Source organism: Gardnerella sp. DNF01189, assembly GCF_049244195.1.
Taxonomy (GTDB): Bacteria; Actinomycetota; Actinomycetes; order Actinomycetales; family Bifidobacteriaceae; genus Bifidobacterium; species Bifidobacterium swidsinskii.
The window spans coordinates 663,179-688,171 of record NZ_CP058385.1; the positions used below are offsets into that span (position 1 = coordinate 663,179).

Here is a 24,993-nt window from a genome sequence, read left to right on the forward strand (position 1 = left end):
CATCGATTATTAGGGGGGTATGAATGTCTGCAGAACTTGAAGATATTCACGAAGAATGCGGCGTATTTGGTGTGTGGGGTCATCAAGATGCAGCTAGGCTGACATATTTTGGACTTCATGCGCTACAGCATCGAGGACAAGAAGGTGCCGGCATTGTATCTAACGACAATGGCAAATTGCATGGGTATCGCGGATTGGGATTGCTAACTCAAGTATTTAGCAATGAACAAGTTATGGATCGTCTTACTGGAAACAGGGCTATCGGTCACGTGCGATATGCTACTGCAGGTTCTGGAAGCGTTGATAACATTCAGCCTTTCCTATTCCGTTTCCACGATGGAGACGTAGCTCTTGCTCATAACGGAAATTTGACAAATTGCACTAGCCTACGTAATTCCTTGGAAGATAAAGGCTCAATATTCCACTCAAATTCTGATACTGAAATATTGATGCATTTAATTCGCCACTCCAGTAAAGCAACTTTTATGGATCGCCTAAAAGAAGCTTTACAAACTGTTCATGGCGGTTTTGCTTACTTATTGCTTACTCAAGATGCACTAATCGGAGCGACTGATCCAAATGGTTTCCGCCCTCTTTCGCTTGGTCGTATGAAGAACGGCGCGTACGTGCTTGCTTCTGAAACTTGTGCGCTTGATATTGTGCGAGCAGAGTTTATTCGCGATATTGAGCCTGGCGAAATCATTGTTATTAATGACGATGGCTACACTATTGAGCAATATACAAAGCACGTGCAGCATGCAGTATGCTCAATGGAATTTATTTATTTCGCTCGCCCAGATTCTAATATTTACGGTATTAATGTTCATTCTGTACGAAAGCGCATGGGTGCACGTTTGGCTAAAGAATCTCCTGTTGAAGCAGATATGGTTATTGGAGTTCCTAATTCTTCACTTTCTGCTGCTGCAGGATACGCTGAAACAAGCGGAATTCCAAACGAAATGGGATTGATTAAAAACCAGTATGTTGCACGCACTTTTATTCAACCGACGCAAGAATTACGCGAGCAAGGCGTTCGTATGAAACTTTCTGCTGTTCGTGGTGTAGTTGCAGGAAAACGCGTTATCGTTATTGACGATTCGATTGTTCGCGGAACTACTTCTAAGCGCATTGTGCAATTGCTTCGAGAAGCTGGCGCTAAAGAAGTGCATATGCGTATTTCTTCCCCTCCGCTTAAATATCCTTGCTTCTACGGTATCGATATTCAAACTACGAAGGAACTTATTGCAGCAAAGCATTCAGTTGAAGAAATTCGCGAGTATATTGATGCTGATTCCTTAGCATTTTTGTCTTTAGATGGATTAGTCGAGTCGATTGGATTAAAAAAGCCTGCTCCTTATGGCGGTTTGTGCGTTGCTTACTTTAATGGCGACTACCCTACTGCACTAGACGATTATGGCGAAGAATTCTTGGCTTCCCTTACTCCTGAAGAACGCGAACATTTGCAAGAAGTAAGGAAGCACAGTAAATATTCACACGAAAATCTTATATAACTTAATAACTTGATTATTTATTAATTAAATTGTTCATTGCAATTTATAAATAAAACTTAAGAAAATACTTATAACATTGTTACGAAAGGAACCAATATGCCACACGCATATGAAGAAGCTGGCGTAAGCGTAGAAGCAGGATACGAAGTAGTACGTCGTATTAAATCTCATGTAAATCGCACAAAGCGCCCAGGCGTTGTAGGCGGCATTGGCGGATTTGGCGGCTTATTTGATTTGGCATCTCTTGGTTACAAAGAGCCAGTGCTGATTTCTGGCACGGATGGCGTTGGAACCAAGCTTGTGATTGCAAAAATGATGAATAAGCATAACACTATTGGCATTGATTGCGTTGCAATGTGCGTAAACGATATTGCAGCTCAAGGTGCCGAGCCGCTTTTCTTCCTCGATTATATTGCATGCGGAAAAAACAATCCTGAAATACTTGAGCAGGTAGTTTCAGGCGTTGCAGATGGTTGCGTGCAATCAGAGACAGGTTTAATTGGCGGCGAAACTGCTGAAATGCCTGGAATGTATGACGAAGACGAGTACGATCTTGCAGGTTTTGCAGTAGGCGTTGCAGAACGTTCGAATATTGTTGACGGCTCCACTATTACTGCCGGCGACGTGCTTATCGGACTTCCTTCTTCAGGAGTTCATTCAAATGGATTCTCTCTTGTTCGCAAAGCTTTGTTTGAAGAAGCAGGTTTTAGCGTTGACACCAAGCTAGATGAGCTTAATGGCAAAACACTTGGCGAAGTTCTTCTTGAACCTACTCGAATCTACGTAAAAGCTTTAAAGCCACTTTTTGCAGAACATCTTATTAAGGGAGTTGCTCATATTACAGGCGGCGGATTTATTGAAAATGTTCCACGCATGTACGCAGATGATTTGGCTGCAAAAATTGATACCACTAGCTGGAGCGTTCCACCTATTTTTGGAGTTATTGAAAAAGCTGGAAAAGTTGCTCACGCTGAAATGTTCAACGTTTTTAATATGGGTATTGGCATGGTTTTGGCAGTTGACGAAAACAAAGCAGACGAGGCAATGCGAATACTAAAAGAGCATAACGAAACCGCTTATATTATTGGCAAAATGGCTAAGCGCGAAAACGTTGCAGTCGAATTGTTGTAATCCACAAAACAGCAAAATTTTAAAGCAATAAAGGATCAAAAATGAAAGTTTTAGTAGTTGGTTCTGGCGCTCGCGAACATGCTATTGCACACGCGCTACTTAAAGGAGAAAGCGTTGAAGAAGTAACTGTTGCTCCTGGAAATCCTGGTATTGCAGCAGATGGCATTCAAACTGCAAACATAAGTCAATCAGATCATGACGCTCTTATTAAGTTCGTTAAAGACAATAATTACGATTTTGCGTTCATTGGTCCTGAAGTTCCCCTTATGAATGGCATTGTTGACGATTTTGAAGCGCATGGAATTGCCGCTTTTGGTCCAAACAAAGCCGCAGCTCAAATTGAAGGCTCTAAAGATTTCGCAAAAAAGCTTATGGCTCGTCACAACGTTCCAACTGCCTCCTACAAAACATTTGACGCTTTGGAGCCGGCACGCACATACGTTCTTGAGCATGGTGCTCCAATTGTTATTAAAGCGGATGGTTTGGCTGCTGGAAAAGGCGTTACTGTTGCTATGGATGAGCAAACAGCAGTTGATGCTTTGGATGATATCTTCGTAGATCATCGTTTTGGTCAAGCTGGAGCAAAAGTTGTTATTGAAGAATTTTTGCAAGGTCAAGAGTTTTCGCTTATGAGTTTTGTAAGCGGAACTGATTTTTGGGTTATGCCTATTTCTCAAGATCACAAGCGTGCTTATGACGGAGACAAAGGACCAAATACTGGAGGCATGGGAGCTTATAGCCCTGTGCCGCAAATTAGCGACGAAACAGTTCAGCGTGCTATCGACGAAATTGTGCGCCCAACTGTTGAAGGACTAGCTAAAGAGGGTACGCCTTTTACCGGCGTGCTTTATGCTGGCTTAATTGATACAGCAACAGGTCCTAAAGTTATTGAGTTTAATGCTCGCTTTGGAGACCCAGAAACAGAAGTTGTGCTTCCTCGCCTTACTTCAGATTTTGGTGAAGCTATATGGAATATTTTGCGACATAAAAGCCCAACTTTTACTTGGAAAAATAACGGTGTTACGCTCGGCGTAATTATTGCAAGCGAAGGCTACCCTGGCACTTTAGTTACTGGAACTCCTCTTCCTCAAATTCCTGTTGACGAAAATCAAGGTCAACACGTGTATTATGCAGGAGTAAAAAGCGATGAAGAAAGCGGCAAACTTCTTACTTCTTCAGGTAGAGTAGCTCTTGTGCAAGTGCATGGAGATGACGTAAAAGACGCTCAAAACAACGTCTACAGCATATTAAATAAGCTTAATCTTCCACACATGTTCTTTAGGCATGATATCGCATCTAAAGCCTTAAAATAGTTTGTTAATTGATATAGTTTTCATTAACAAATTGCAAATCAATAAGCCCCTCGCTATTTGAAACATACTATGTATCAAATACAAACGAGGGGCATTGTAATAATCAAACTAGCTTTTAGCGCGGTAATTTCAGAAAATCAGTATTACGCAAATAATGCTTTCCAGCAGTAATATCGTATTGTATTAAGCGATAGTCATGAAGAAGTTGACGTGACTTCTTATCCATCTTAGACAAAATCATAGGATTACCATCGTTATCCAAATAAATTGATTGTCCCTCAGGAATTCTATCCCAGCCTTGAATAGTATTTACAACAGGAGGCTCCATAGCGCTCACATGCTCATGTAAACAAGTTAAGAAAGCAAGATACGGAGAAACTTTAGCGTTCATATGTAAAGCAGCCTGAGAAATAAAGAAGTTAGGTGAAGAATACTTATTAGTACGATCTACATCTTTACTTGTATTAGAATGCTCTACATTTTTGTTTGAAGATTTTTTCTCACTACGCTCTTTACGCTCCAAAGCAACTTTATTTGACCAAATAAAATAATCAGTCAAATGCAAAGACAATGAATTCTTTTCATCTGAACTTGCAGTGCCGTAAATTCCTGGCAAATGGTCACCATAAAACATAACAGTAATAGGCTTATTTAGTTTATCTAAACTCTTCAAAAACGCTTGTGTTGCCTCATCAGTGTGCTGCACACCCTTAGCATACGTTTCAATAGAAGTTTTTTCATCATCACCAAGATCAGCGGCACCATCTTTAGAAGACGCTTCGAATTCATTATTCGCATACCAATCCCTATAAGGCATATGGTTTTGCATAGTAACAATTTGTACGAACCTAGGTTGCTTATGCTCTTTAATCTTTTCTAACGCACTCTTATATGCTGATGCGTCAGAAACATACGGTGATTTATCTATAACATCACGGTGAGCAATAACATCAGGTCCTTGCAATGCGTAGAACTTACTAAATCCAAACTTTTTGTAATTAGTAGCGCGCAAATACATGCTCGGCTCATACGGGTGGAAAGCTATAGATTTAATAGAATTACGAGAATCATCCCAATATTGATTAATAGTTGGAGACCATTGAGCATTAGGAACCAACTGCTGATACGGACTCGTCATTGAAGGATCAAAATTAGCCATGCTCAAACCAGTTAAAGACATGTACTCTAGATTTGCAGTACCGCCACCATAACCAGAAGAAAGCATCAAACCACTATCCGTATGCTTCTTTAAATTGCTAATAAATGGTATTGGATTCTTGTTCAACTTCAAACCAGGAACACGAGTAGGATCAGAGAACGATTCAGACAAGATAAGAATAAAAGTATTATCGTTCATATTTGTTGTACGAGAACGATTTATACGTTTAGCTTCATCGTTATAACGCTTGTATACAGCCTTCATAGTTTCTTCACTGTAATCAGCCGGCCTATCCATAATTTTAGGATTTACATTACGCAAAAATGCCACAATAGCACCATTGCGTTGAGCGTCATAAACAGAATCCCACATAGCAGGACTGTCACCAAGCATTTTAGAAAAAACATTAGCCGAAGAGTCAACTGTGCCAACGCCGCCAATATACCAGCTTAAATTCCCTATTAAAATCAACGCAATTGCAACACGAATACCAGCAGAATAACGCCAATCTTTAAATCGCACAATCTTTCCATGATTTGTATCAAATATGTGTAAGCAAACAGTTGTAACTAAAAGCAAAATAAAAACGCCTAAAGCAACACCAATGACCATAGGAGCATTATCTGGCAAAAATGAAGCGACATTACCAGTGTTACTTTTTAAAAAGTTTAAGTCCGCAGGAAGAATAGTTTCATAACGAACATTTACTTTCATATATTCAATAACAGCAATAAGCAATGAAACACTTAGAATTATTGCACTTGATATCCAAAATCGGTTACTAATCAAAAGAATTAAACCGTATATCATCGCAACAACGAGCGCACTAAGAACAATAACGAAATTAAGTTCTTTCCAGGTTTTAGTTATTAATCCCCAACGTCCACCAGACATTGCAGAAGTCATCTCAACTCTTCCAGCGCGCTGCACACCCATTTGCACAATAATTACCGACATGCCGTCAATAACAAAGAAAAGAAATGCATACAGCCAATACGGAACTTTCAAGCGCAAAAATGACTTCATACTATCCTCAATAAATCACACACGTACTAATTATTACTAATAATGTGCAAGTTTACTTATTGCTATCGTCATAAATTTTTAACAATGCATTGAAACAAGAAAAAATAGCAATTTTAATACTTAGGACTGATTACAATATATGTTTCGTTATTTATTATTTAAATAGAATAAATAATAAAAAATAAAACAAATATTGAGGAAAATTTCAGATACTAGCATTACATTACTAGGTTGGGCAATTACTGTGCGTACATGTCGCTTAGATTAGTAACTGGTACGCAAATTAGACTAGAAAGTATAGGAGTCAAACATGCTGCAATTGGCAAAAGTGAGTCTTTTGCAAGGATGGCTACCAGTAAGCCTTTTTAGCGTAAATGGTATTTCTTTAGTCTTGTTGCTTTTTATGAAAACAAAACGCGGCAAGAAAATGTTCCACTTACTAATACAACTTGCAATAGGTGTCATAACATTTTTTGTCGGTGGAATAATTGCTTGGCTTATTTCTGACGTGTTTCTTGTATTCGAAGTAAGTCTTGGATGGCTCGTTATTTTTTCTATTGCATGCGGCTTCGGGCTTATAGGTTTTGCAGCAACAGCATTTGTTTTCTTACACAAATGGAGAAAACTAGTTGCAGTAATAGCTATTATCTTGACGTTAGCAAGCACAGCTCTTCATGTAGACATGATTTATGGGGAATACACGACAATAGGTTCAATATTTGGAATGGGTGGTTTTCCAAAACTAGAAGTTAATAAGCAAAAATCCGCATCCTCTAGTATTAAACAATGGAGAGAGTTAGCAGCACAACAAAAACTGCCAAAACTGCCTAAAAAAGGTATTGTTCGTTCAGTTTATATCCCTAACACTGCTTCACATTTCAATGCCAGAATAGCAAACGTATACTTGCCACCTGCTGCACTTGTTAAAAAACCACCAAAACTGCCAGTTATGGTCATGTTTGCAGGACAACCTGGTAGCCCTAATCACTTTTTTGCAGCAAGCGATATTGCAAATACTTTAGACAATTACGCGAAAAATCACTACGGTCTTGCACCTATTGTTGTAGCCCCTGACCAAAATGGTGAATCTTCGCATAATTCTCTGTGTGCGGATACACATGTGTTCGGCAAAGCAGAAACATATTTAATTAATGATGTTCCTAAATGGATACGCAAACATTTGCCAGTAAGCAAAGATCCTAAAATGTGGCTTATGGGCGGCTTCTCACAAGGAGGCACTTGCTCAACGCAACTAGTTCCATCTCACCCTGATATATTTGGAAACATTTTTTCTGCCGGAGGGGAACTAGAACCAACATATAAGAATCGCCAAGAAACAATTAATCATTATTTCAATGGAAACACATCAGAATATGAGCGACATATACCTAGCGTGATAATGCGTAAAAATGCTCCTTTGAAACAAAATTATTACGCTATTGCGGGCTCATGGGATACTAAATCTCAAGCGAATCAGGCAACCATCGCACTAAGCGCACATCGCGCTGGAATGAATGTTATAACCATGCTTTCTCAAGGCAATGGTCATGATTGGCACACAGTAAAAGCTGGATTAAAAATAGCAATTGATCAATTCTGCAAAAAAACAGGTATTTCAAGCACTGCACCAAAACTTAATACCTACCAAAATGTACAAATTCTTATCAACCAGCAAGTGAATCGAGACTAATATGATGCTGTCTTTCTTTCATAAACGTTGTAAGAAAAATGATTCTGATTCTAAACATTCAGCAATTCGGCATACAAAAATATTGATGCACGATTTCATAACCTGGATGCAACATAAAGTTTTTGCATTAACGCTTACATGCATTTTTATTGTTATAAATTGCATACACTGGCTCGTATTAGCACTTATGCATTTTTATACTTATGGCACAAGCGCTACTCTTGCACAATTGTTTATGCGACATCATCATTCAAAAGGTCCAAGCCTATTCTTCGGGCACGGAAACGTCACAGAGCTGCTGATAAAAGTGTGCCATTCGCTTATTTTCGTAAATAATATGCCATCTCTTATGGTTAATTGTTTACTTGTTGCCGTACTTATTGGCGTTGCAGAAACTCGTATAAGTAGACTTAATATTATTTATATTGCAATATTTAGCACACTTGTTGGCATAATTGTAGGATTAACAATCATAGGTAATCTTTCAATCATTATTCGAAACATGCATTGGATTACCAAGATTCCTATTCGACTATCTCCATTCACACTGTTTATTGGCGCTTTTATGGCTTCTGCATCTTACGAATCTATTTTGTGGCGCAGAAGAACTTTAGTAATTGGATACGCTACTACTTCAGCAATGCTTCTTTATAGTGGAAATCCAGGCGATTATTGCACTATTATTGCAGCCCTTACAGGACACATCATCGGCAATATTATGAGCAAAACAAAAGGCGTTAAACGAAGTGTAAACTGGTGGGAAGGTACAGATTACGAAATTCGTAGGCTTTTTGCAGTAGCTCAGAGCATTATTGCATTAGGTCCAGTGTTGGCATTATCTTCACGCTCTCACGCAGGAATTCTTACTACTCTTGGTTTGTTTATGTCACCGCAACTAGGCTCTAAGACATGGCTTACGCGATGCATGACAAATTACAGCACAAATAATTGTTTTCTTCATTCAGGTCTACATCACGCTGCAATTGGCGAATTATGGATTCGCATTCTATTACCAAGCATCACACTGATGATTATTGCGTGGGGAATGTTACGAGGGCGTAGACTAGCTGCATTAACTTCTATATTTATAAACGCACTGACTGTGCTATATGCAGGAATGTATTTCACTGTTTTGCCTTTAATTGCCACAAAACAAAATATTTTGGAACATCAACATAATGCTGTTGCTGTTGCTTTTATGCTTACCGCTCTCCCACCATTATTGCTTACTATTTTGTTGATAATTAATTTAAAGCATTTTTCTGTTCATACGAGCAAACTACAGGCACGTTTGGGACTAATAGCAATTTTTATAGCATTGTATATAACTGGTGCTGGATATGTTGCTTTTGGTCTTATGATACCTGAAGAATTTACTCCATCTGCTGATATTTACCACTTATTGCGAGATTTACCAGGGCGCTGGATGCCTATGGGATTTGGAAACAGATCTAACGCAATGCTTCGCACTGAAACACCCCTATCTTCTTTACTAGCACAAAGCGTGGGCGTGATATTCTGGACAATATTGTTTATTGTCTGCTTTACGTGGTTCCGCAGCAGCATCTCTACAAGCGAAAACGATAGAAAAAAAGCAAGCTCATTAGTAGAACTTGGTGGAAACACAATGAGCTTTATGACGACTTGGGCGAATAACCATTATTGGTTCTCTCAAAGCGGGCAATCTGCAATTGCCTATAGACTAAATTACGGTATTGCGCTCACTCTTACAGAACCTTTTGGAGATGAAAAAGAGTATTCACAAGATATTCGAGGATTTATTAAATTCTGCGAACAAAATTCGTGGTCTCCAGCATTCTATGCTGTGCACGATAAAACGCGTCAAGAACTAGAAAAACTTGGATTTACTTCTATTAAAGTCGGAACAGACATGCTAGTAGACCCTAATACTTGGCAGACGCGAGGGAAAAAATGGCAAGATATTCGTACAGCTATAAACAAAGCAAAACGAGATGGAATTGCCGACGTACTTACAACTTATAACGAAGCCTCTTGGGACGTACGGCAACAAATTGTAGAAATTTCAGAAGAATGGGCAGAGTTAAAAGCTCTTCCAGAAATGAAATTTACTCTCGGAGGACTTGACGAACTTCAAGATAGCCGCGTCAAAATTTTATACGCTATTAATGAAGACGGCAGGGTACTTGGAGTAACAAGCTGGATGCCAACGTATAGAAATAATCGAATTATTGGTTGGACACTTGATTTTATGCGTCACCGCACAGATAGTCCTAATGGGATTATGGAATTATTAATTGCTAGAATGGCAGAACGTTTAAGAGATGAAGGATTAGAAAACCCAGACTGTTCTGTAGAATTTATGAGCCTTTCTGCAGCACCTCTAGCTGGCATAAACGAAGACATATTGAACGAAAATGGTCAAAAATCTTCTAACGTTATTAATCATGCGCTAGAAATGATGTCTGACATTTTGGAACCAGCTTATGGGTTCAAATCGCTATATTTCTTCAAGAAAAAATTCCAGCCATCCGCAAGTTCCGTATATGTTTGCTATATGGATTCTGCAAAATTAGCTCAGATTTCACTAGCTGTAACTCACGCCTATTTACCGGAAGCTAATCCTAAACAAATACTAGAAATGGTAAAATCGTTGCGACCAAAAAGCAATGAAGCGAACAAATAATTTGTTAAGTTTTAGATAAACTTCGGCGAGTTCTCCCTAGTGTTGCGTAAAGTAACAAGTGCACGTCAGGGAGGTTCATCGTGTCAGAAGTAAAGCCAACCGTCGCTGTCGTAATGGGATCCTCAAGTGATTGGGAAACCATGCGTCATGCTTGTGAAATTCTAGATAAATTCCAAGTTCCGTATATGAAACGAGTTATTTCCGCACATCGTACACCGGAATTAATGGCAGATTTTGCGCATAATGCTCGCTCAAACGGTTTCCACATTATTATTGCTGGAGCCGGTGGAGCCGCCCACTTGCCTGGCATGATTGCGGCACAAACCACGATTCCTGTTATTGGAGTGCCAGTACGCTCGCATGCGCTATCAGGCTGGGATTCATTGCTTTCAATAGTACAAATGCCAGGAGGTATTCCTGTTGCAACTACTGCAGTTGGAAACTCTGGTGCGACAAATGCTGGATTGCTTGCTGTAAGTATTCTAAGTACAACTGATAATCGTCTTGCTAAAGAACTAGCAGAATATCGCAATGAACTAAAAGAAAAAGTCGAGGAATCAAATGCCAACCTTATCTGAAGTAACTAATGGTGCTGTTGAACGTTTAATGCCAGGATCCACTATTGGAATTATTGGCGGCGGCCAGTTAGGGCGCATGATGGCTATTGCAGCTCGCCATATGGGTTTTCGTATTGGTGTTCTTGACCCTACGCTTGACTGCCCTGTGTTCCAAGTAGCAGATTTGCAGGTTGAAGCTAATTACGACGATCCTGAAGGCTTACGTGAGCTTGCTGAACGTTGCGATGTATTAACTTACGAATTTGAAAATGTTAACGCAGACGCACTTGATAAAGTTCGTCATTTAACCGCAATCCCACAAGGAACTGACCTGTTACGCGTAACTCAAGATCGCGTCAGTGAAAAAACGTTCATTAATAGTCATAAAATCGAAACAGCTCCGTGGCGTGAAGTAAATAATTTGGACGACTTAGATGCTGCTATTGACGAAATAGGCTTGCCAGCAATTCTTAAAACTCGTCGCGGCGGCTACGACGGTCATGGTCAAGATGTTTTGCGCACAGAAGAAGACGTTGCTAACATTCACCATCGCTCGGATCGCGGAGGAAAATTCCCTCCTTCAATTCTCGAGGGTTTCGTCGATTTTGCTTTTGAAGCATCAATCTTGGTTTCTGGAAATGGTAAGGATTTCGTAACTTATCCTCTAGTAAAAAACGTGCATCACAATAGTATTTTGCACATGACTTTAGCTCCTGCAGTAGTTGATCCTGAAGTTGAAAAAACAGCTCACGAATTAGCTTTGCGCTTAGCTAAAGGATTCGAACTAGCAGGAACATTAGGAATCGAGCTTTTCATCACTAAAGATAATCGCGTAGTAGTAAACGAACTTGCTCCTCGCCCTCACAATTCCGGGCATTATACGATTGAAGCTTGCGATATGGATCAATTTGAAGCACATATTCGCGGTATTGTTGGTTGGCCTTTAAAGAAGCCTAAGCTACTTTCCCCTGCTGTTATGGTAAATGTTCTTGGGCAACATGTGGCTCCTACACGTTCGCTGATTTTGGAACATCCAGAATGGCATATACATGATTATGGAAAAGCTGAAGTTCGTAAGAATCGCAAAATGGGTCATATTACTGTGCTATGCGATAATCCTGTTGACGCTGCTGCAGCATTAGATGCAACAGGCTGCTGGGACGACGAGCTAGACTAAAAACGACGAAAGGATGCGAAATGTCTAGTGAGCCTATGCGTAGACATACAAAACAAAAAGAAATAGTACTCTCCTACTTACGCGAGTCTCGTAATTTTGTTTCTGCACAAGATTTGCACCGAATACTCGCCAAAGACGGGGAGATTATTGGCTTAGCAACAGTGTATCGTCAACTTAATTCTTTAACTCAAAGCGGCGAAGTAGATACCGTGCGCTTTAATGGACAGCAATTATTCCGTATTTGCGATGAAAATACTCATCACCATCATTTAGTGTGCGAACGTTGCGGAAAAACCGTCGACATTGAGCCGCCTGACGACGAAGGATGGATTCATAAAGTAGCTGAATCTCACGGGTACACTGTGGTGGATCATACGCTAGAAGTATTTGGCTTATGCGAAAGCTGCCGCGAAGAAGATAAGTAACCTGTACGCGTCTTTAAGACACGTACAGGTTGGTTTCTGCGCTAGTAACGCTCAATGACGTTTTTTCGTTACTGACGCAGTCAGCGTACTGCACAAGTAACACTCAATACCGTTCTTTCGTTACTCCTGCAGATTACGTTCTGCGCGAATAACGTATTTTTACGTTCTTGTCGTTACTGGCGCAGATGAGTACTCTCACATCACCCTTTATTCCACATATTCATTTTTTAATTTTATTAATAAACAAATAATCCTCAATTTTATTGAAACTATGCTTTTGTAGCTTATTATATTCTGTTGCATTCAACTTAAATTTTGTATATGACTTTTACTTGCTATTTTTTAAAAATAAACCCTCTCGTTTTCCTATGTGCAAAAGCGTTTTCTTCAAACTTTTTGGAGTAATCTTTTTGATGGAATTAAATAGCAATTCTTTTTCTTCATCACTAATTGTCAAATCCGTACAATCATTTATAAGAGACTTCTTTTTAAAAATAGCTTTCACGATGTTCAAAGTATTATCATTTTTCTTAGCTTCTTCTAAAGATTTATTGACATCTTCATCCCTATAAATGATAGACAATGCACTCAAATCACTTCCTATAGTTCCAACGATTTTAACCATGTGCTCATACTCATCTTTATTGTATGGATATAATCTGCAGAGATACTTACAAGCTCCAATTATTGTTGCGTGATTACCTATAGCCTTAGCTCTTGCCAATAAACTTCTAAGTTTTCTTTTTGCACGTTTCTTTAAAAATGGAATTTTACAGTCTATTGCCAAAGACCTAAGTTCACATTCTTGTGCAATGACTTCGTTACTCTTATACAATTCTTCATCACGAATAAACATGCTATTCACAAGTGCAAAACGAATCCTAACTAAAAGCAATAAACCGTATTTTCTTCTTAATAACGGAACTTTTAAAGAAAGGCTCGATGGAACACGCATTTGCAACGAAGACACATATTCGATTTTTGAATCTGCTAAATATTGGCGCCTGTCTATAGATGACAATCCGTATTTCTTTGCTGTTTTCTTTAGTTCTTTCGCAAGTTGACGATATTTATCAAAATCCGCACTTTCTCTTGCAAGGGAAATCCTCGCTTTTAGCAATATAATTCTTTCTTTACTAGTTAATGAATTACAATCATCATCATCGTATTTTTCAGACAACTTTTCAATCATACATTTCAAATCTTTATTTTGCCCAGTTCTTTGCAAAAGCAACATCCAGAATATTTCTTTATTAAAAGATATATTTTTCGCATCAATGTTTGACTCAATTTCTTTTAAAAATTTTTCTTTTTCTTCTGTAGAAACTGAGCTGTCCTTAGTTAGTTCACGAATATGATCAACAATATCACTGCCGCCATCAAAAGTTGATAACACATTCATCAACTCATCTTTCATATTGGATGGATATCCTGTTATCTTGACTACATTATGCAATGATGAAGCATTTTCTTCTGTTAGCTTATCAATTTCAGATTCTTTAGGATTTCCAACCGTCCAGAAAAATTTTCTGTCCTCATAATGACTATTTCGCAAAATCGGAAAATAATCCACATCTCTTCCGCTATATCCCCAAATACACACGTCATGCGTCTTAATATTACTTTTTACATAATCTGCAAAATCGCTTTTTTTGGAAATACCTGGCATTGTTGTTGCAATATCATCTTTTGTTACTATATTCCCTGAATTTTCTCTTAAATTTCCATGCAATTTACAGATTACTACTTGTGATTCAAGTGATTCATCAGTTGGACAATCAACATAAACAAGATGGGGCAGTCTAAGCTTTTCGCAAGATGATTCGAACATTTTATCATAATTCATGGTAAAAATTGGAACCTTTGCAAAATATGAATAAGCTACTATGAAATAATGTATTATATTTGGTTGCGGTTCATAGTCCTTCGTGAAATGATCTTTTTTAAGACAATTCCACATTTCTAAAACACGGTCATCCCCTGTACATTCCAGTAGTACTGAATAAAATAGCTCTGGTTGAACTATTTTACAAATATAATCTTTACGAGACATTTCTTTTTGTGGGACACACCAACCACATTTATCAAATTCCATCAAGAATTTATCACAAGTATGTTGTAAGACATCATCAACTTTTGCAACCCCAGATTCAATGCTGATTCCTGATCCAGTAAAAAATAAACCTCTTTCTTTCATCAAACAATCAAGCAATTCTTCTTTATCTTTTTTATTACTATCTTCAAATACGATATCATTCACCATCACAATCTCCTTTGAGAAAATTTTGACAATAATCTAAATATTTTAATTTTTATGAAGAATACAAAATCTATAAAAACTTCAATGTTACATATCTAAAACGTGAATTATACTCACTACTTTATTTTTCGCAAAAGTTTATATATTTATATATGTATTACAACAATGTTTGGGCTGTGCCTTATAACACAGAATATCCAGAAGCTCAGCTTTACACACTTTTGGAGTTATAGCCCAAGCTCGGTTATAAACCAAAGGTGTGTAAAAAATCTTGTCTTAGACCTTGTAATGCAAGCGTTTTGCTGTAATCGAATCTGTTTTCTGCACATTCGCCGCTAGGAAAAATGTTTTCCAAATCTGCGAAAAGCGACAGAAACTTTACAGCGTTGTAAAGAAAAATGTCGGAAAATCCCCGGCAAATGTTCCACAAAATGTCCGATAAGGCAGACTAAGCTTGCGTTGAAAGCACACAGTGCTTTCAACCATAAGCAAGCTAGGCACTCTGAAAAATCTTGAAATGCACTATGCTATTTCAAGATTTCATCGTGCCCCCGACGCGACTCGAACGCGCAACCAACGGATTAGAAGGCCGTTGCTCTATCCTTTGAGCTACAGAGGCAAACAAATGGTTATTATACCAAAAAACTGTTATCAACGCGCCATAAAATTATAAATATCAAACGTTTATATAAAAATTGTTATTCAATAATCCACGCAAGTGACATCAACACTGCAAGAAAGAACACATTGACAATAGTATACGTGAGCAAATAACGCCCACGGTAATGCGAATACTGGTGCGTAATTCCCTTATAAGAAATAAGCGAAGCCATAGAAGCAATCAAAGTACCCATTCCACCAAGATTCGTGCCAATAATAAGAAGCTTCCACTGATCACAGAATCCAGAAAGCAGAATTGTCGTTGGTACATTACTAATAAATTGGCTTGAAGCAATAGAAACTTCCATCGGATGCGCACCAACCCACATTTGCGCAAGATCGCTAAATCCAGAAACTCGGCGCATATTGCCAATAAAAACAAAGAACATAATAAACGTGAGTGGCAAAGCCCAATCTAAAACACGGAATACGTGGCGGTCGCAAACAAGAAAAGCTGCAACCATAATAAGCACCATAATCCAGTCAGGAATCCATCCACTAACACCACACAAGCAAACGACAAACAGCAAACTATAAACAGCAACACGCCAGCGAGTAAAATTCATGCCGTAACCCATAACACGAATTTCATCAGGCTGCGGATGACCATGCGAAGGAGCCAACACGCTTTGTTCAATATCGTCACCATGCAAACCTGCAAACTGGTCAACTGTGCGCGACTTAAAGAATACGAATGCAAATACGATCATCAACAGTGCTGCTGTAATCGTATAAGGAGCCATAATCTTCAAAAAATCTTGCGTAGACATATGAGTCAACGCCTTTAAATACAGATTGTGAGCATTGCCAATAGGAGTGAGCATACTTCCAACATTGGCACCAATGGTCATAAGCGTAATTACAAGAATTGACTGCTTTTCAGCATTCGCCATTACGAGCACAGATAGTGCAAAAGGCACAAAAGTAACCAAAGCAACGTCGTTCGTAATCCACATTGCTGAAAAGAATGTTAACGACATAAGCACGAGCACCAAGCCGCGCTCAGTGCGCACATGCCTTAGCAAACGCGCACCAATAGATCGAAACACACCAATGCGCTGGAATCCGCACACAACCATCATAAGACACACTAATTGCGAAATAGTGTTGACATGAATATAACTCAAATATTGCGGATCTGGAGGTACAAAAAAACAAGAAATAACCGCTAAAATTGCGGCAACAATAAGAATGGTTTCACACTTGACCAGATTCAACAGCCAGCGCTTCATCATTCCTCCGTAACGCAATAGACACAATGGTTCTATTGTACTAGAAACCCAGTCCTACAATCAGGTTAAATTCCCGACAAAATCGTTGCAATAACAATAAATTAGCAACTATTAATAGCGTGATTTAGCCTAAAGTAGCTAACACAAAATTCCGCCCTTTTTTATGACACGCGCATCGCAAAAATTGCGTTTAAAGACAAGATTGCGTATATCATATTAAAACAAAGAATTTGTTGTCTACACAAGAAGCGAATTATGGCAGAAATAAACAAAACAGAAGATCAGAAGCTTGAACAAAAACTTGCTCGTCAAAAGCATCTTCGTGAAAACCACAAGCGCAATACTGCAGATTTAGTTGTTGAATGCTTGGTAAACGAAGGCGTTGAAGCAGTATTCGGTATTCCAGGTGAGGAAAATATTCCGCTTCTTGAAGCAATTGAGCGCGATGGACGCATTCGTTTTGTGCTTACTCGCCACGAGCAGGGTGCCGGTTTTATGGCAGCAACATACGCTCATATTACTGGAAAACCGGGCGTATGCTTGGCAACTCTAGGTCCTGGCGCATTGAATTTAACGCTTCCTGTAGCTCAAGCAAACGCAAGCACTACACCGCTTGTAGCGATTTGCGCACAAGGTAATGTTTCTAGGCTTTATAAGGAATCTCACCAAATTATTGATTTGGTTGCGCTCTTCCAACCGATTACGCAATGGTCTTCTATGATGCTTGCTCCAGAATCTGCGCCGGAAATGGTCAGAAAAGCTTTCTCTATTGCCGGTCACAACCGTCCGGGAGCCACGTGCCTTGTTATTCCGGAAGATATTAGCGAAATGCCAGCACCTGACGACGCAAAACCTCTTCCACTTCCTCATCCTCTGCATATTATGCCAGCGCCCGACACTATTGAAGAAGCTGCTCAAATTATTAGTAAAGCAAAGCAGCCTATTATTTTAGCTGGAAATGGTGTTGCGCGATCTCACGCAGAAAATCAGCTTCTTGCGTTTGCCGAGCAGCTTAACGTGCCGGTCGCAACTACTTTTGAAGGAAAAGGCGTTTTCCCAGATAATCATCCGAATGCGCTTGGAGTCGTTGGATTTATGCATCGCGACTACGAAAACTTCGCTTTTGACACGGCTGATTTGATTATTGCCGTAGGTTTTTCAATTCAACAATTTGATCCTAAGAAAATCAACCCGAATATTGATAAAACTATTATTCACATCAATACTTTTGTGGAAGATACCGACGCGCACTACCCTACTGCGCTGAACATTATGGCGAATATTGGCCAAACGCTTAAAACTCTTACTTCGGTATTAAAGGATCGCAAAATTACTTTCGACGTAAGTCACCCTCGTATTCGACAACTTCTTACGGAAGAATTACATTCTTGCGAAAACGACGAAAGTATGCCAATGAAACCTCAGCGCGTAGTTTACGATATTCGCCGCGCTGTTCCTGAAGGAACGAAGGTGCTTGTAGATACGGGCGCTTTGAAAATGTGGATGGCTCGCTTGTACCCAACTATGCACCCGAATACTTGCATAATCGACAACAGCCTTTCTACTATGGCTTGGACACTTCCGGGCGCTGTTGGAGCTTCGTTTATTCGAGATAATTCCGGCAAAATGAACGCGAAACCGGTTTTGGCTGTGATGGGCGACGGAAGCTTTATGATGAACGTGCAGGAAATTGAAACTGCAGTGCGCGTTGGCAGCCGAATGGTAGTTCTTGTTTGGGAAGATAACGCTTATGGCTTAATTAAGTGGAAGATGGAGCTTCATGCAGGCGAGCACGAATACGTTGATTTCCATAATCCGGATGTGCCAAAACTGGCTGAAAGCTTTGGCGCGCGCGGTCATGCTGTTAAAAAGCCGGAGGATTTGTACAACATGTTGCGTGAAGCGCTGGATCAGGAAAACGGTGTCGATGTGATTTCTTGCCCAGTCGATTACAGCGAGAATATGAAGCTTATTGAAAAGCTCGGCGATATTGACTTTAGTAACTGAGTTTCAATAAATTTTTGCAGACAAAAGGCTACGTAATCACACTAGATTACGTGGTCTTTTGTTTGTTAGTACAGTTTTGTACAAAAGATTGCATGAAAGGCTACATGATTTGCGATTGTAAGTTTTTGCGAGCAGCTTCCATTGAAGTAATTTTTCCTAGAAGCTCAAGCTTTTCCTGACCATCCTTGAGTTTCGCCATACGCACTCTAGCAGCACCGATTCTACGCATATAACCGATATCAAGAAGGCGAATAAGCAGCTCGTTTGCATACTTACTTTCTGCACTCGTAGCTTTCCGCAAAAAATCTGAAGGAGATCCGTTCGAAACTTGCTGATTCTGTCGATTGCCGGTATCTTCCAATGTATCCGCAGGAGAAGGAAGCGGCAACGGCATTACAGAAAGTTCTGTAATAACGGATTCAAGCAAAGGACCTGCAGCTTTTGTCATCATGTGCAGCCACAATCCTTGCGAAACATTGCCAACTGGCAATCCACCTGCAGCTACAAATGCCTGAAACAGCGTACGAAATACTGGTGTAATAAAATTATTCAAAGTCAATTGCGCAAATAATTTTTCATCAAAAGCAAGCGGAACTTGCAAAAGTAACGCCATAAATTGTTGTTCGCACATAAATACAGCATCATCCACACGATAATAATGCTGATTTTTAGCAGAACTTTTAATAATTCCCATGCGAGAAGCTTTAAAACCTGCATTACGATCGTCATGAATTTGCTGACCAAAAGGCGGAATAACGTTATGCTTTTGCGCATAAGCATCGTCGTCACGCACTTTCAAACGTCTACGCGCAGACTCAACTTCATTGCGCATAACAGCTAAATCAACGCCAATTGAGCGCACGGCTTTGCGCATATACAAGTCAAGCAGCGAACGGTCTCGAATTTGCGCAATAAGAGGAGCGACAGCCTTTATAGCGCCCATTTGACCAGTAGTGTACGAAGTCTCAAAACGATTAATTACTGTGTCAATAACGAAATCGTATAGCGGACTTGCATGTGCAACAAGCGAACGCACAGCGTCGTCACCGCGCTGAATACGCAAATCGCAAGGATCGAGATTATTGTCTGCTACAGCAACAAAAGTTTGCGTCAAAAACGCAGAATCCAAACCAAAAGCGTGTAGCGCAGCCTTTTGACCTGCAGCATCACCGTCGAAAGTAAAAACGATGCGCGAACTTACAGACTGTCCATCTACCTTCAGCGGACCAACAAGCTGAATTGCACCCAAAGAATCGTCTGCAATAAGGCGGCGCACAATTTTTGCATGCTCAACGCCAAACGCAGTTCCGCAAGTTGCAACTGCAGTATCAATACCAGCTAAATGGCATGCCATAACGTCCGTGTAGCCTTCGACAATTACAACTTGACGCTTTTTTACAATATTTGCTTTAGCTAAGTCAATTCCGTACAAAACTTGCGTTTTTCGATACAGTGCAGTATCGGGAGTGTTAATATATTTTGCGCTAATGGAGTCGTCGTCATAAAGCTTTCTTGCACCAAAGCCAAGAGTTCGACCAGTCGAGTCGCGAATAGGCCAAGTTAAGCGACCGCGGAAATAGTCATATATTCCGCGCTGACCGAGTCTAGCGAGACCAGCATCAAGAAGTTCTTGACGCGTAAAACCTTTATTTGCCAAATATCTAACTAAATTATCCCAGCCTTTAGGCGCGTAACCACAAGAAAAACGCGCACTTTGTTGCGGAGTAAAGTTTCGCCCTGCAAGTAATTCGCGCGCAGGAGCTGCCTCTTTAGTGCCGAGATTTGAAACGAAAAACTTTTGCGCTTCTTCATTTGCTTCTAAAAGCCTGGCTCGTTTAGAACCGCGCGCTTGAGAATCATTATTTTGCTCCTGCTTATAATGCATCTCAATGTGATAACGATCTGCTAAAAACTCGACCGCTTCACGAAAATCAATATTCTCTTTTTGCTCAACGTACTTAAATACATCGCCGCCAGCGCCGCAACCGAAACAGTGCCATACTCCCAAGCTTGGTCGCACACTAAAACTTGGCGTTTTTTCATCGTGGAATGGGCAAAGACCTACAAAAGTGCCAGTTCCGGAAGGCTTAAGCGTCACTGTTGCAGACACAATGTCATACAAATCTGCCGCAGCGCGCACGCGCTCAATGTCTTCTTTCACAATCATTCCAACCATGCTATCTAGCTTATCGCAAATCTGCGGCGAGTGGTAAATTTCTTCGCCAGTGCTGGAAACTCCTAGTGGATTCGTTAGCACAAAGCCGCGTGAAGAGTTGTAGCAGAACCGTCTGTAAGACTTGCTACTTGGTCGATTGCAACACGAAGACGCTCATCATCGTTAGTGCACTCGTTCCAATCTCCCACGAATACTTCCTCCATTGCATCGTGCGAGCGCGGCGACTTGCTCATAAATACTTCTACTAAATCTGTCAAAATTTTCTGTTCGCGCTTATAAACTTCACGCTCTCGAGGGGCGATTATAAAGTGCACAGCTAAGCTTTTCAGCATCACAATTTCGTAGGAAGTATTTTCCGGAATCACAAGGTTTGCTCGGTAGCGAACAAGCGGACCGTTGCCATAACGCTCACGCGTAGCGTGCTCAACAGAGCTTGCAAAACGACCAATAAGAGCACTAGTAATATTTTTCAACTGCGCTAGCGCTCGACGAGAACCGTCGAAAGAATTAGGAAACATGTGAAGCGAGCGCAAACGTTTCAAAGCATCCAAAAGTTTATCTACATCCCAACGCTCACCATACCATGCGTGGGTTTCTTCAATAACTTCATCTACAACTTTTGAATCTGCAACTAAAGCCGGATTAAAAGCGCCGGTTACAATCGCATCCTCAATATCATGCACACTGTAAGCAATGTCGTCTGAAAGATCCATTATTTGACATTCCATTGGTTTTGCTTCGCATGGAGCACCAATTTTCAACCATTCAAACACATCTCGATCATCCGGATACACGCAGAATTTCAAATCACGCTCGCCTTTATCGTGTGCTTTTGCTTCTTCTAATCCCCACGGATACTTCACTGCAGCATCTAATGCTGCGCGCGTAAGATTTACTCCTGCACTACTGCCGTTTTCACGAAAAACTTTCGGTTCCAAGCGCGTAAGTAAGCGAAGAGTTTGTGCGTTTCCTTCAAATCCACCAATATTTTTCGCTAATTCTGCGAGCGCGCGTTCCCCGTTATGGCCAAATGGTGGGTGCCCTAAGTCGTGCGATAAGCAAGCGCAATCAACAACATCTGGATCGCATCCAAGCATTGCTGCAATTTGTCTACCAATTTGCGCAACTTCCAAAGTATGTGTCAAGCGAGTGCGAGCAAAATCATCCGAGCCTGCAACTAAAACCTGGCTTTTTGCACCCAATCGACGAAGAGCAGACGAGTGTATGATTCGCGCGCGATCTCGTTCAAAAGGCGTTCTCACACGAGTGTGATGAGGCTCACTCGCCCAGCGCTCGGTATCATGCAAATCGTATTCGCCAACGATCTCATTATCCGATGCAATTACTTCGTTGCACATACAGCACCTCTTTTATTTGCAATTAAGGCTATTATTAACCTTCTAAAACAAGCAGTAACAAGCTATATAAGACTTTTTGCGTCCAGTTTTGCAATATCGCTAGAAGATAGCACTTCGTAAGCGTTGCGGTAAAGCCGCGGCACGCGAGCGCCAATTCCAGTCATAATTTCGTAGCTGATTGTTCCTGCAGCTTCTGCCCAATCGTCTGCAGTAGGCTCAGCAAATTTCACGCCTCTTCCAGGTCCAAAAAGCGTTACAGTATCGCCTTCTCGAACGCCTAACTCTGAAGCATCTCCTTTTAAATCAACTATGAACTGATCCATACAAACTCGCCCAGAAACGTTCAAAATTCGCGCACCTTTATTGGTTTCTACTCTAACTGGTCCGCCCGGCTTATCAATATGACGAGCACCTTGCATATCAAATCCAGAGGCAGAACGCAAAATTCCGTCAGCGTAACCAAGCGGCACAATAGCAGTACTCGTATTATTTGGAGTTAAATACGTACGCCCGTAGGAAATTCCATGCCCTTCTTCTACAGCTTTTACAGTGCCAAGTTGCGCTTGAAGCGTCATAGCTGGTTGCAATCCATAAGTTTGCGAATCCCCCATTGCAGGATCCGGCTCGTATCCGTACAAACCAATTCCTGGACGAACAAGTTCAAAACGAATTTCAGGACGGTTAAGCGTTGCAGCAGTATTCGCTAAATGGCGGATTTTAGGTGCTAAACCAGCTTCACTCATGCGATTTGTAAACCCGTGGAATTGTTGGATTTGCCGGTCGGTTGCATCTACAAATTCTGGAACGTCCGGCGAATCTGCCACAGCTAAGTGACTCCATTGACCAATAACCTCAATTACACCTTCGCTCGCATACTGCTTTAACTTTACTAAAGCGGCACTAAAACCTTCTGGCGTAAAACCGTTTCGCCCAAAACCAGTATCGACTTTTACGTGCACGCGAGCAGACTTTGCTAAATTACGTGCAGCAAAAGCTACAGCATCAAGAGAGTCAATAGAGCCTACAGAAATATCGATATCTGCTGTAATCAAATCTGCAAATCTCGTAGTTGGAGCACTAGTAAGCCAAGTGAGAATATGACAACGGCTAGAATCAATACCAGCTGCACGCAAACGTAACGCCTCGTACGGTTGAGCTGTGCCAAGCCAAGTAGCACCTCCAGCTAAAGCCGCGAGCGCACTAGGAATAAGCCCGTGACCGTATCCATCTGCTTTTACGACTCCCATAACTTCCGGCGCATTCTGACCAGGCTGCAAATCTTGCAAAACGCGCGCAACCAAAGTGCGCATATTGTCTCGAAGCGCCTTCAAATCAACAATTACCTGCCCGGGGTATACGCTTAACGCGCGAGCATAGTTTGCTTCTAACATTGCCGCATTACTTGCACTATTACTTACCGCATTACTTAAATCTGTACTCATAACTCACCTAACCGATTTAGTATGCTTTTAATGCTACATGCTCTTTTGCATACTCTCTATAAGCTTTTAAGAACACATGCGCATTCATATGACATGATTAAGCGTTTGCAACCATTGGTATGCAATACGTACTGCACTGTGTGCGCGATCTGGAATAACAACCAACCCACAACGACTAAACCCTGCACGCGTAATTACTTTTTGCATAATTACGTTATCTGGATGCGTGTCAATGCGTACATTATTATAGTTTTGCTGCACCCAATGCAAGCACGCTGTTGCCATTTTTGGTTTTATTCCCGAAGATGCTAAGCGGTGAATTGTTACATAGGGGGAAATATCATCAAGCCACGCACCGTCAATACTGGCATACACTTCATCAACACCTTCGCATAATGCGAATTGCGCTAGAATACGCTCGTTATGCGATTCTGGGTCCTCGTCAACAATCAAATAGAAACGTTTTAAACGAATATCCTCAATAACACTTGAAACAAGTGGAAAACTATTCCCCCACTGATGAGGATTGCCTGTAACACGCATAAATTTGCGAGCATTTTCATAAATATGCTCAATATTTCGCAAGTCACCAAGAGTTGCTTTTCTCAATGTTATATCTTCCATGTCAACCTCTAAAAAGAAAGCAAATAAAACTACGCAAAATTAGCTAATTATTACTTACACAAGTTTGCGCTCAAAAGGATCCGAACTAATTCCCTTCGCTAGAATATCTTTACACCATTGACTAGCACCAAATAAACTGTGGTCTCTATAGTTGCCGCAAGATTCAATAGTTGTTGCAGGAACATCATCCCAGGTGGCATTAAACGCAATAAACTCAAGAGATTCCTTTAAAGCGCGCGCCACATCTTCTGTGCTATGTTCACCCCAAGTTAGCAGATGAAAACCAGTTCTGCAACCAAAAGGTGAGCAATCAATATAGCCATCAATACGCTCGCGAAGTAACACTGCAATCATATGCTCAATTGTGTGCAAAGCTGCAGTAGGAATCGCTTCCTCATTAGGCTGCGTTAAACGAATATCATAGTTGGAAATAACATCCCCATTAGGACCTTTTTGCGTATTGATATAGCGCACATAAGGTGCTTTTACTTTAGTATGATCTAGTTCAAAACTTTCTGGTCTAGGTCTAGACGCATCCTGCTTATTCATAAGTATTCCCTTCGCTTAACTACACAATAAA

Annotated in this window: 17 protein-coding genes and 1 tRNA gene; 9 read left to right on the forward strand and 9 right to left on the reverse strand. The window is 40.5% G+C overall.

The genetic code is table 11. The annotated features are described in order from the left end of the window. The first annotated feature begins 23 nt into the window (after nt 1–23). From purF to purD, 3 genes are all read left to right on the forward strand, one after another. A complete protein-coding gene (gene purF / locus HXT41_RS02805; protein WP_004105975.1) occupies nt 24–1,511 on the forward strand; it encodes an amidophosphoribosyltransferase in 1,488 nt (495 codons plus the stop codon). A 96-nt stretch (nt 1,512–1,607) separates the two neighbouring features. Next, entirely contained in the window at nt 1,608–2,642 is a 1,035-nt protein-coding gene (purM, locus tag HXT41_RS02810; protein ID WP_103013838.1) for a phosphoribosylformylglycinamidine cyclo-ligase, read from the forward strand. A 41-nt stretch (nt 2,643–2,683) separates the two neighbouring features. Next, a complete protein-coding gene (gene purD, locus HXT41_RS02815) occupies nt 2,684–3,955 on the forward strand; it encodes a phosphoribosylamine--glycine ligase (RefSeq protein ID WP_103013837.1) in 1,272 nt (423 codons plus the stop codon). Nucleotides 3,956–4,070: 115 nt separating this feature from the next. Here the strand turns inward: purD and HXT41_RS02820 are convergent, their stop codons facing one another. Further along, a complete protein-coding gene (locus tag HXT41_RS02820; protein ID WP_076002951.1) occupies nt 4,071–6,140 on the reverse strand; it encodes an LTA synthase family protein in 2,070 nt (689 codons plus the stop codon). Between the two features lie 310 nt (nt 6,141–6,450). Between HXT41_RS02820 and HXT41_RS02825 the strand changes: the two genes are divergently transcribed. The 5 genes from HXT41_RS02825 to HXT41_RS02845 all read left to right on the forward strand — a co-directional run bounded on the left by HXT41_RS02825 (nt 6,451) and on the right by HXT41_RS02845 (nt 12,654). Beyond that, entirely contained in the window at nt 6,451–7,830 is a 1,380-nt protein-coding gene (locus tag HXT41_RS02825; RefSeq protein ID WP_012914357.1) for an alpha/beta hydrolase, read from the forward strand. 1 nt (nt 7,831) lies between these two features. Next, on the forward strand, nt 7,832–10,495 hold the full coding sequence (locus tag HXT41_RS02830; protein WP_081378942.1) for a bifunctional lysylphosphatidylglycerol flippase/synthetase MprF: 2,664 nt from the start codon (nt 7,832–7,834) through the stop codon (nt 10,493–10,495). 113 nt (nt 10,496–10,608) lie between these two features. Beyond that, nucleotides 10,609–11,073, forward strand: coding sequence for a 5-(carboxyamino)imidazole ribonucleotide mutase (gene purE, locus HXT41_RS02835; protein WP_217430584.1), 465 nt, complete (start codon nt 10,609–10,611; stop codon nt 11,071–11,073). Further along, nucleotides 11,057–12,229 carry a 5-(carboxyamino)imidazole ribonucleotide synthase gene (gene purK, locus HXT41_RS02840; RefSeq protein ID WP_004108378.1) on the forward strand — a complete coding sequence of 391 codons (1,173 nt, stop codon included), beginning with the start codon at nt 11,057–11,059 and terminating at the stop codon, nt 12,227–12,229. Before purE ends, purK begins: the two co-directional genes overlap by 17 nt. Before the next feature lie 20 nt (nt 12,230–12,249). After that, a complete protein-coding gene (locus tag HXT41_RS02845; protein WP_004106002.1) occupies nt 12,250–12,654 on the forward strand; it encodes a Fur family transcriptional regulator in 405 nt (134 codons plus the stop codon). 328 nt (nt 12,655–12,982) lie between these two features. Here the strand turns inward: HXT41_RS02845 and HXT41_RS02850 are convergent, their stop codons facing one another. From HXT41_RS02850 to HXT41_RS02860, 3 genes are all read right to left on the reverse strand, one after another. Further along, nucleotides 12,983–14,917 carry an SIR2 family protein gene (locus HXT41_RS02850; protein WP_103013835.1) on the reverse strand — a complete coding sequence of 645 codons (1,935 nt, stop codon included), beginning with the start codon at nt 14,915–14,917 and terminating at the stop codon, nt 12,983–12,985. 543 nt (nt 14,918–15,460) lie between these two features. After that, nucleotides 15,461–15,533 (reverse strand) — tRNA-Arg (locus HXT41_RS02855). Between the two features lie 79 nt (nt 15,534–15,612). Beyond that, a complete protein-coding gene (locus HXT41_RS02860) occupies nt 15,613–16,806 on the reverse strand; it encodes an SLC13 family permease (protein ID WP_064621705.1) in 1,194 nt (397 codons plus the stop codon). Between the two features lie 255 nt (nt 16,807–17,061). Here HXT41_RS02860 and HXT41_RS02865 point away from each other — a divergent pair, with 255 nt between their 5' ends. Continuing rightward, nucleotides 17,062–18,813, forward strand: a complete 1,752-nt coding sequence (locus tag HXT41_RS02865; protein ID WP_116994659.1) for an acetolactate synthase large subunit — start codon at nt 17,062–17,064, stop codon at nt 18,811–18,813. 100 nt (nt 18,814–18,913) lie between these two features. Here the strand turns inward: HXT41_RS02865 and dnaG are convergent, their stop codons facing one another. From dnaG to HXT41_RS02890, 5 genes are all read right to left on the reverse strand, one after another. After that, nucleotides 18,914–21,070, reverse strand: a complete 2,157-nt coding sequence (dnaG, locus tag HXT41_RS02870; RefSeq protein ID WP_421788801.1) for a DNA primase — start codon at nt 21,068–21,070, stop codon at nt 18,914–18,916. After that, nucleotides 21,064–22,347 (reverse strand): deoxyguanosinetriphosphate triphosphohydrolase, encoded by a 1,284-nt coding sequence (locus HXT41_RS02875; protein WP_076002958.1) that lies wholly within the window; start codon nt 22,345–22,347, stop codon nt 21,064–21,066. Before HXT41_RS02875 ends, dnaG begins: the two co-directional genes overlap by 7 nt. Nucleotides 22,348–22,409: 62 nt before the next feature. Further along, complete coding sequence (gene alr, locus HXT41_RS02880) at nt 22,410–23,789, reverse strand: alanine racemase (protein WP_421788802.1); 1,380 nt, start codon at nt 23,787–23,789, stop codon at nt 22,410–22,412. Nucleotides 23,790–23,873: 84 nt separating this feature from the next. Next, the gene (locus tag HXT41_RS02885) at nt 23,874–24,413 is read right to left on the reverse strand and encodes an N-acetyltransferase (protein ID WP_421788803.1); all 540 of its coding nucleotides are present in this window, start codon (nt 24,411–24,413) and stop codon (nt 23,874–23,876) included. Nucleotides 24,414–24,467: 54 nt separating this feature from the next. Next, nucleotides 24,468–24,962, reverse strand: a complete 495-nt coding sequence (locus HXT41_RS02890) for an S-ribosylhomocysteine lyase (protein WP_004118906.1) — start codon at nt 24,960–24,962, stop codon at nt 24,468–24,470. Nucleotides 24,963–24,993 lie beyond the last annotated feature (31 nt).

Coding starts and splice junctions, on each gene's coding strand:
- HXT41_RS02875 (WP_076002958.1), bottom strand. CDS start 22,347: ATGTGCAACGAAGTAATTGCATCGGATAATGAGATCGTTGGCGAATAC.
- HXT41_RS02885 (WP_421788803.1), bottom strand. CDS start 24,413: ATGGAAGATATAACATTGAGAAAAGCAACTCTTGGTGACTTGCGAAAT.
- purK (WP_004108378.1), top strand. CDS start 11,057: ATGCCAACCTTATCTGAAGTAACTAATGGTGCTGTTGAACGTTTAATG.
- purM (WP_103013838.1), top strand. CDS start 1,608: ATGCCACACGCATATGAAGAAGCTGGCGTAAGCGTAGAAGCAGGATAC.
- HXT41_RS02850 (WP_103013835.1), bottom strand. CDS start 14,917: ATGGTGAATGATATCGTATTTGAAGATAGTAATAAAAAAGATAAAGAA.
- purF (WP_004105975.1), top strand. CDS start 24: ATGTCTGCAGAACTTGAAGATATTCACGAAGAATGCGGCGTATTTGGT.
- HXT41_RS02820 (WP_076002951.1), bottom strand. CDS start 6,140: ATGAAGTCATTTTTGCGCTTGAAAGTTCCGTATTGGCTGTATGCATTT.
- alr (WP_421788802.1), bottom strand. CDS start 23,789: ATGAGTACAGATTTAAGTAATGCGGTAAGTAATAGTGCAAGTAATGCG.
- HXT41_RS02865 (WP_116994659.1), top strand. CDS start 17,062: ATGGCAGAAATAAACAAAACAGAAGATCAGAAGCTTGAACAAAAACTT.
- HXT41_RS02890 (WP_004118906.1), bottom strand. CDS start 24,962: ATGAATAAGCAGGATGCGTCTAGACCTAGACCAGAAAGTTTTGAACTA.
- purD (WP_103013837.1), top strand. CDS start 2,684: ATGAAAGTTTTAGTAGTTGGTTCTGGCGCTCGCGAACATGCTATTGCA.
- purE (WP_217430584.1), top strand. CDS start 10,609: ATGGGATCCTCAAGTGATTGGGAAACCATGCGTCATGCTTGTGAAATT.
- HXT41_RS02845 (WP_004106002.1), top strand. CDS start 12,250: ATGTCTAGTGAGCCTATGCGTAGACATACAAAACAAAAAGAAATAGTA.
- HXT41_RS02830 (WP_081378942.1), top strand. CDS start 7,832: ATGATGCTGTCTTTCTTTCATAAACGTTGTAAGAAAAATGATTCTGAT.
- HXT41_RS02860 (WP_064621705.1), bottom strand. CDS start 16,806: ATGAAGCGCTGGCTGTTGAATCTGGTCAAGTGTGAAACCATTCTTATT.
- HXT41_RS02825 (WP_012914357.1), top strand. CDS start 6,451: ATGCTGCAATTGGCAAAAGTGAGTCTTTTGCAAGGATGGCTACCAGTA.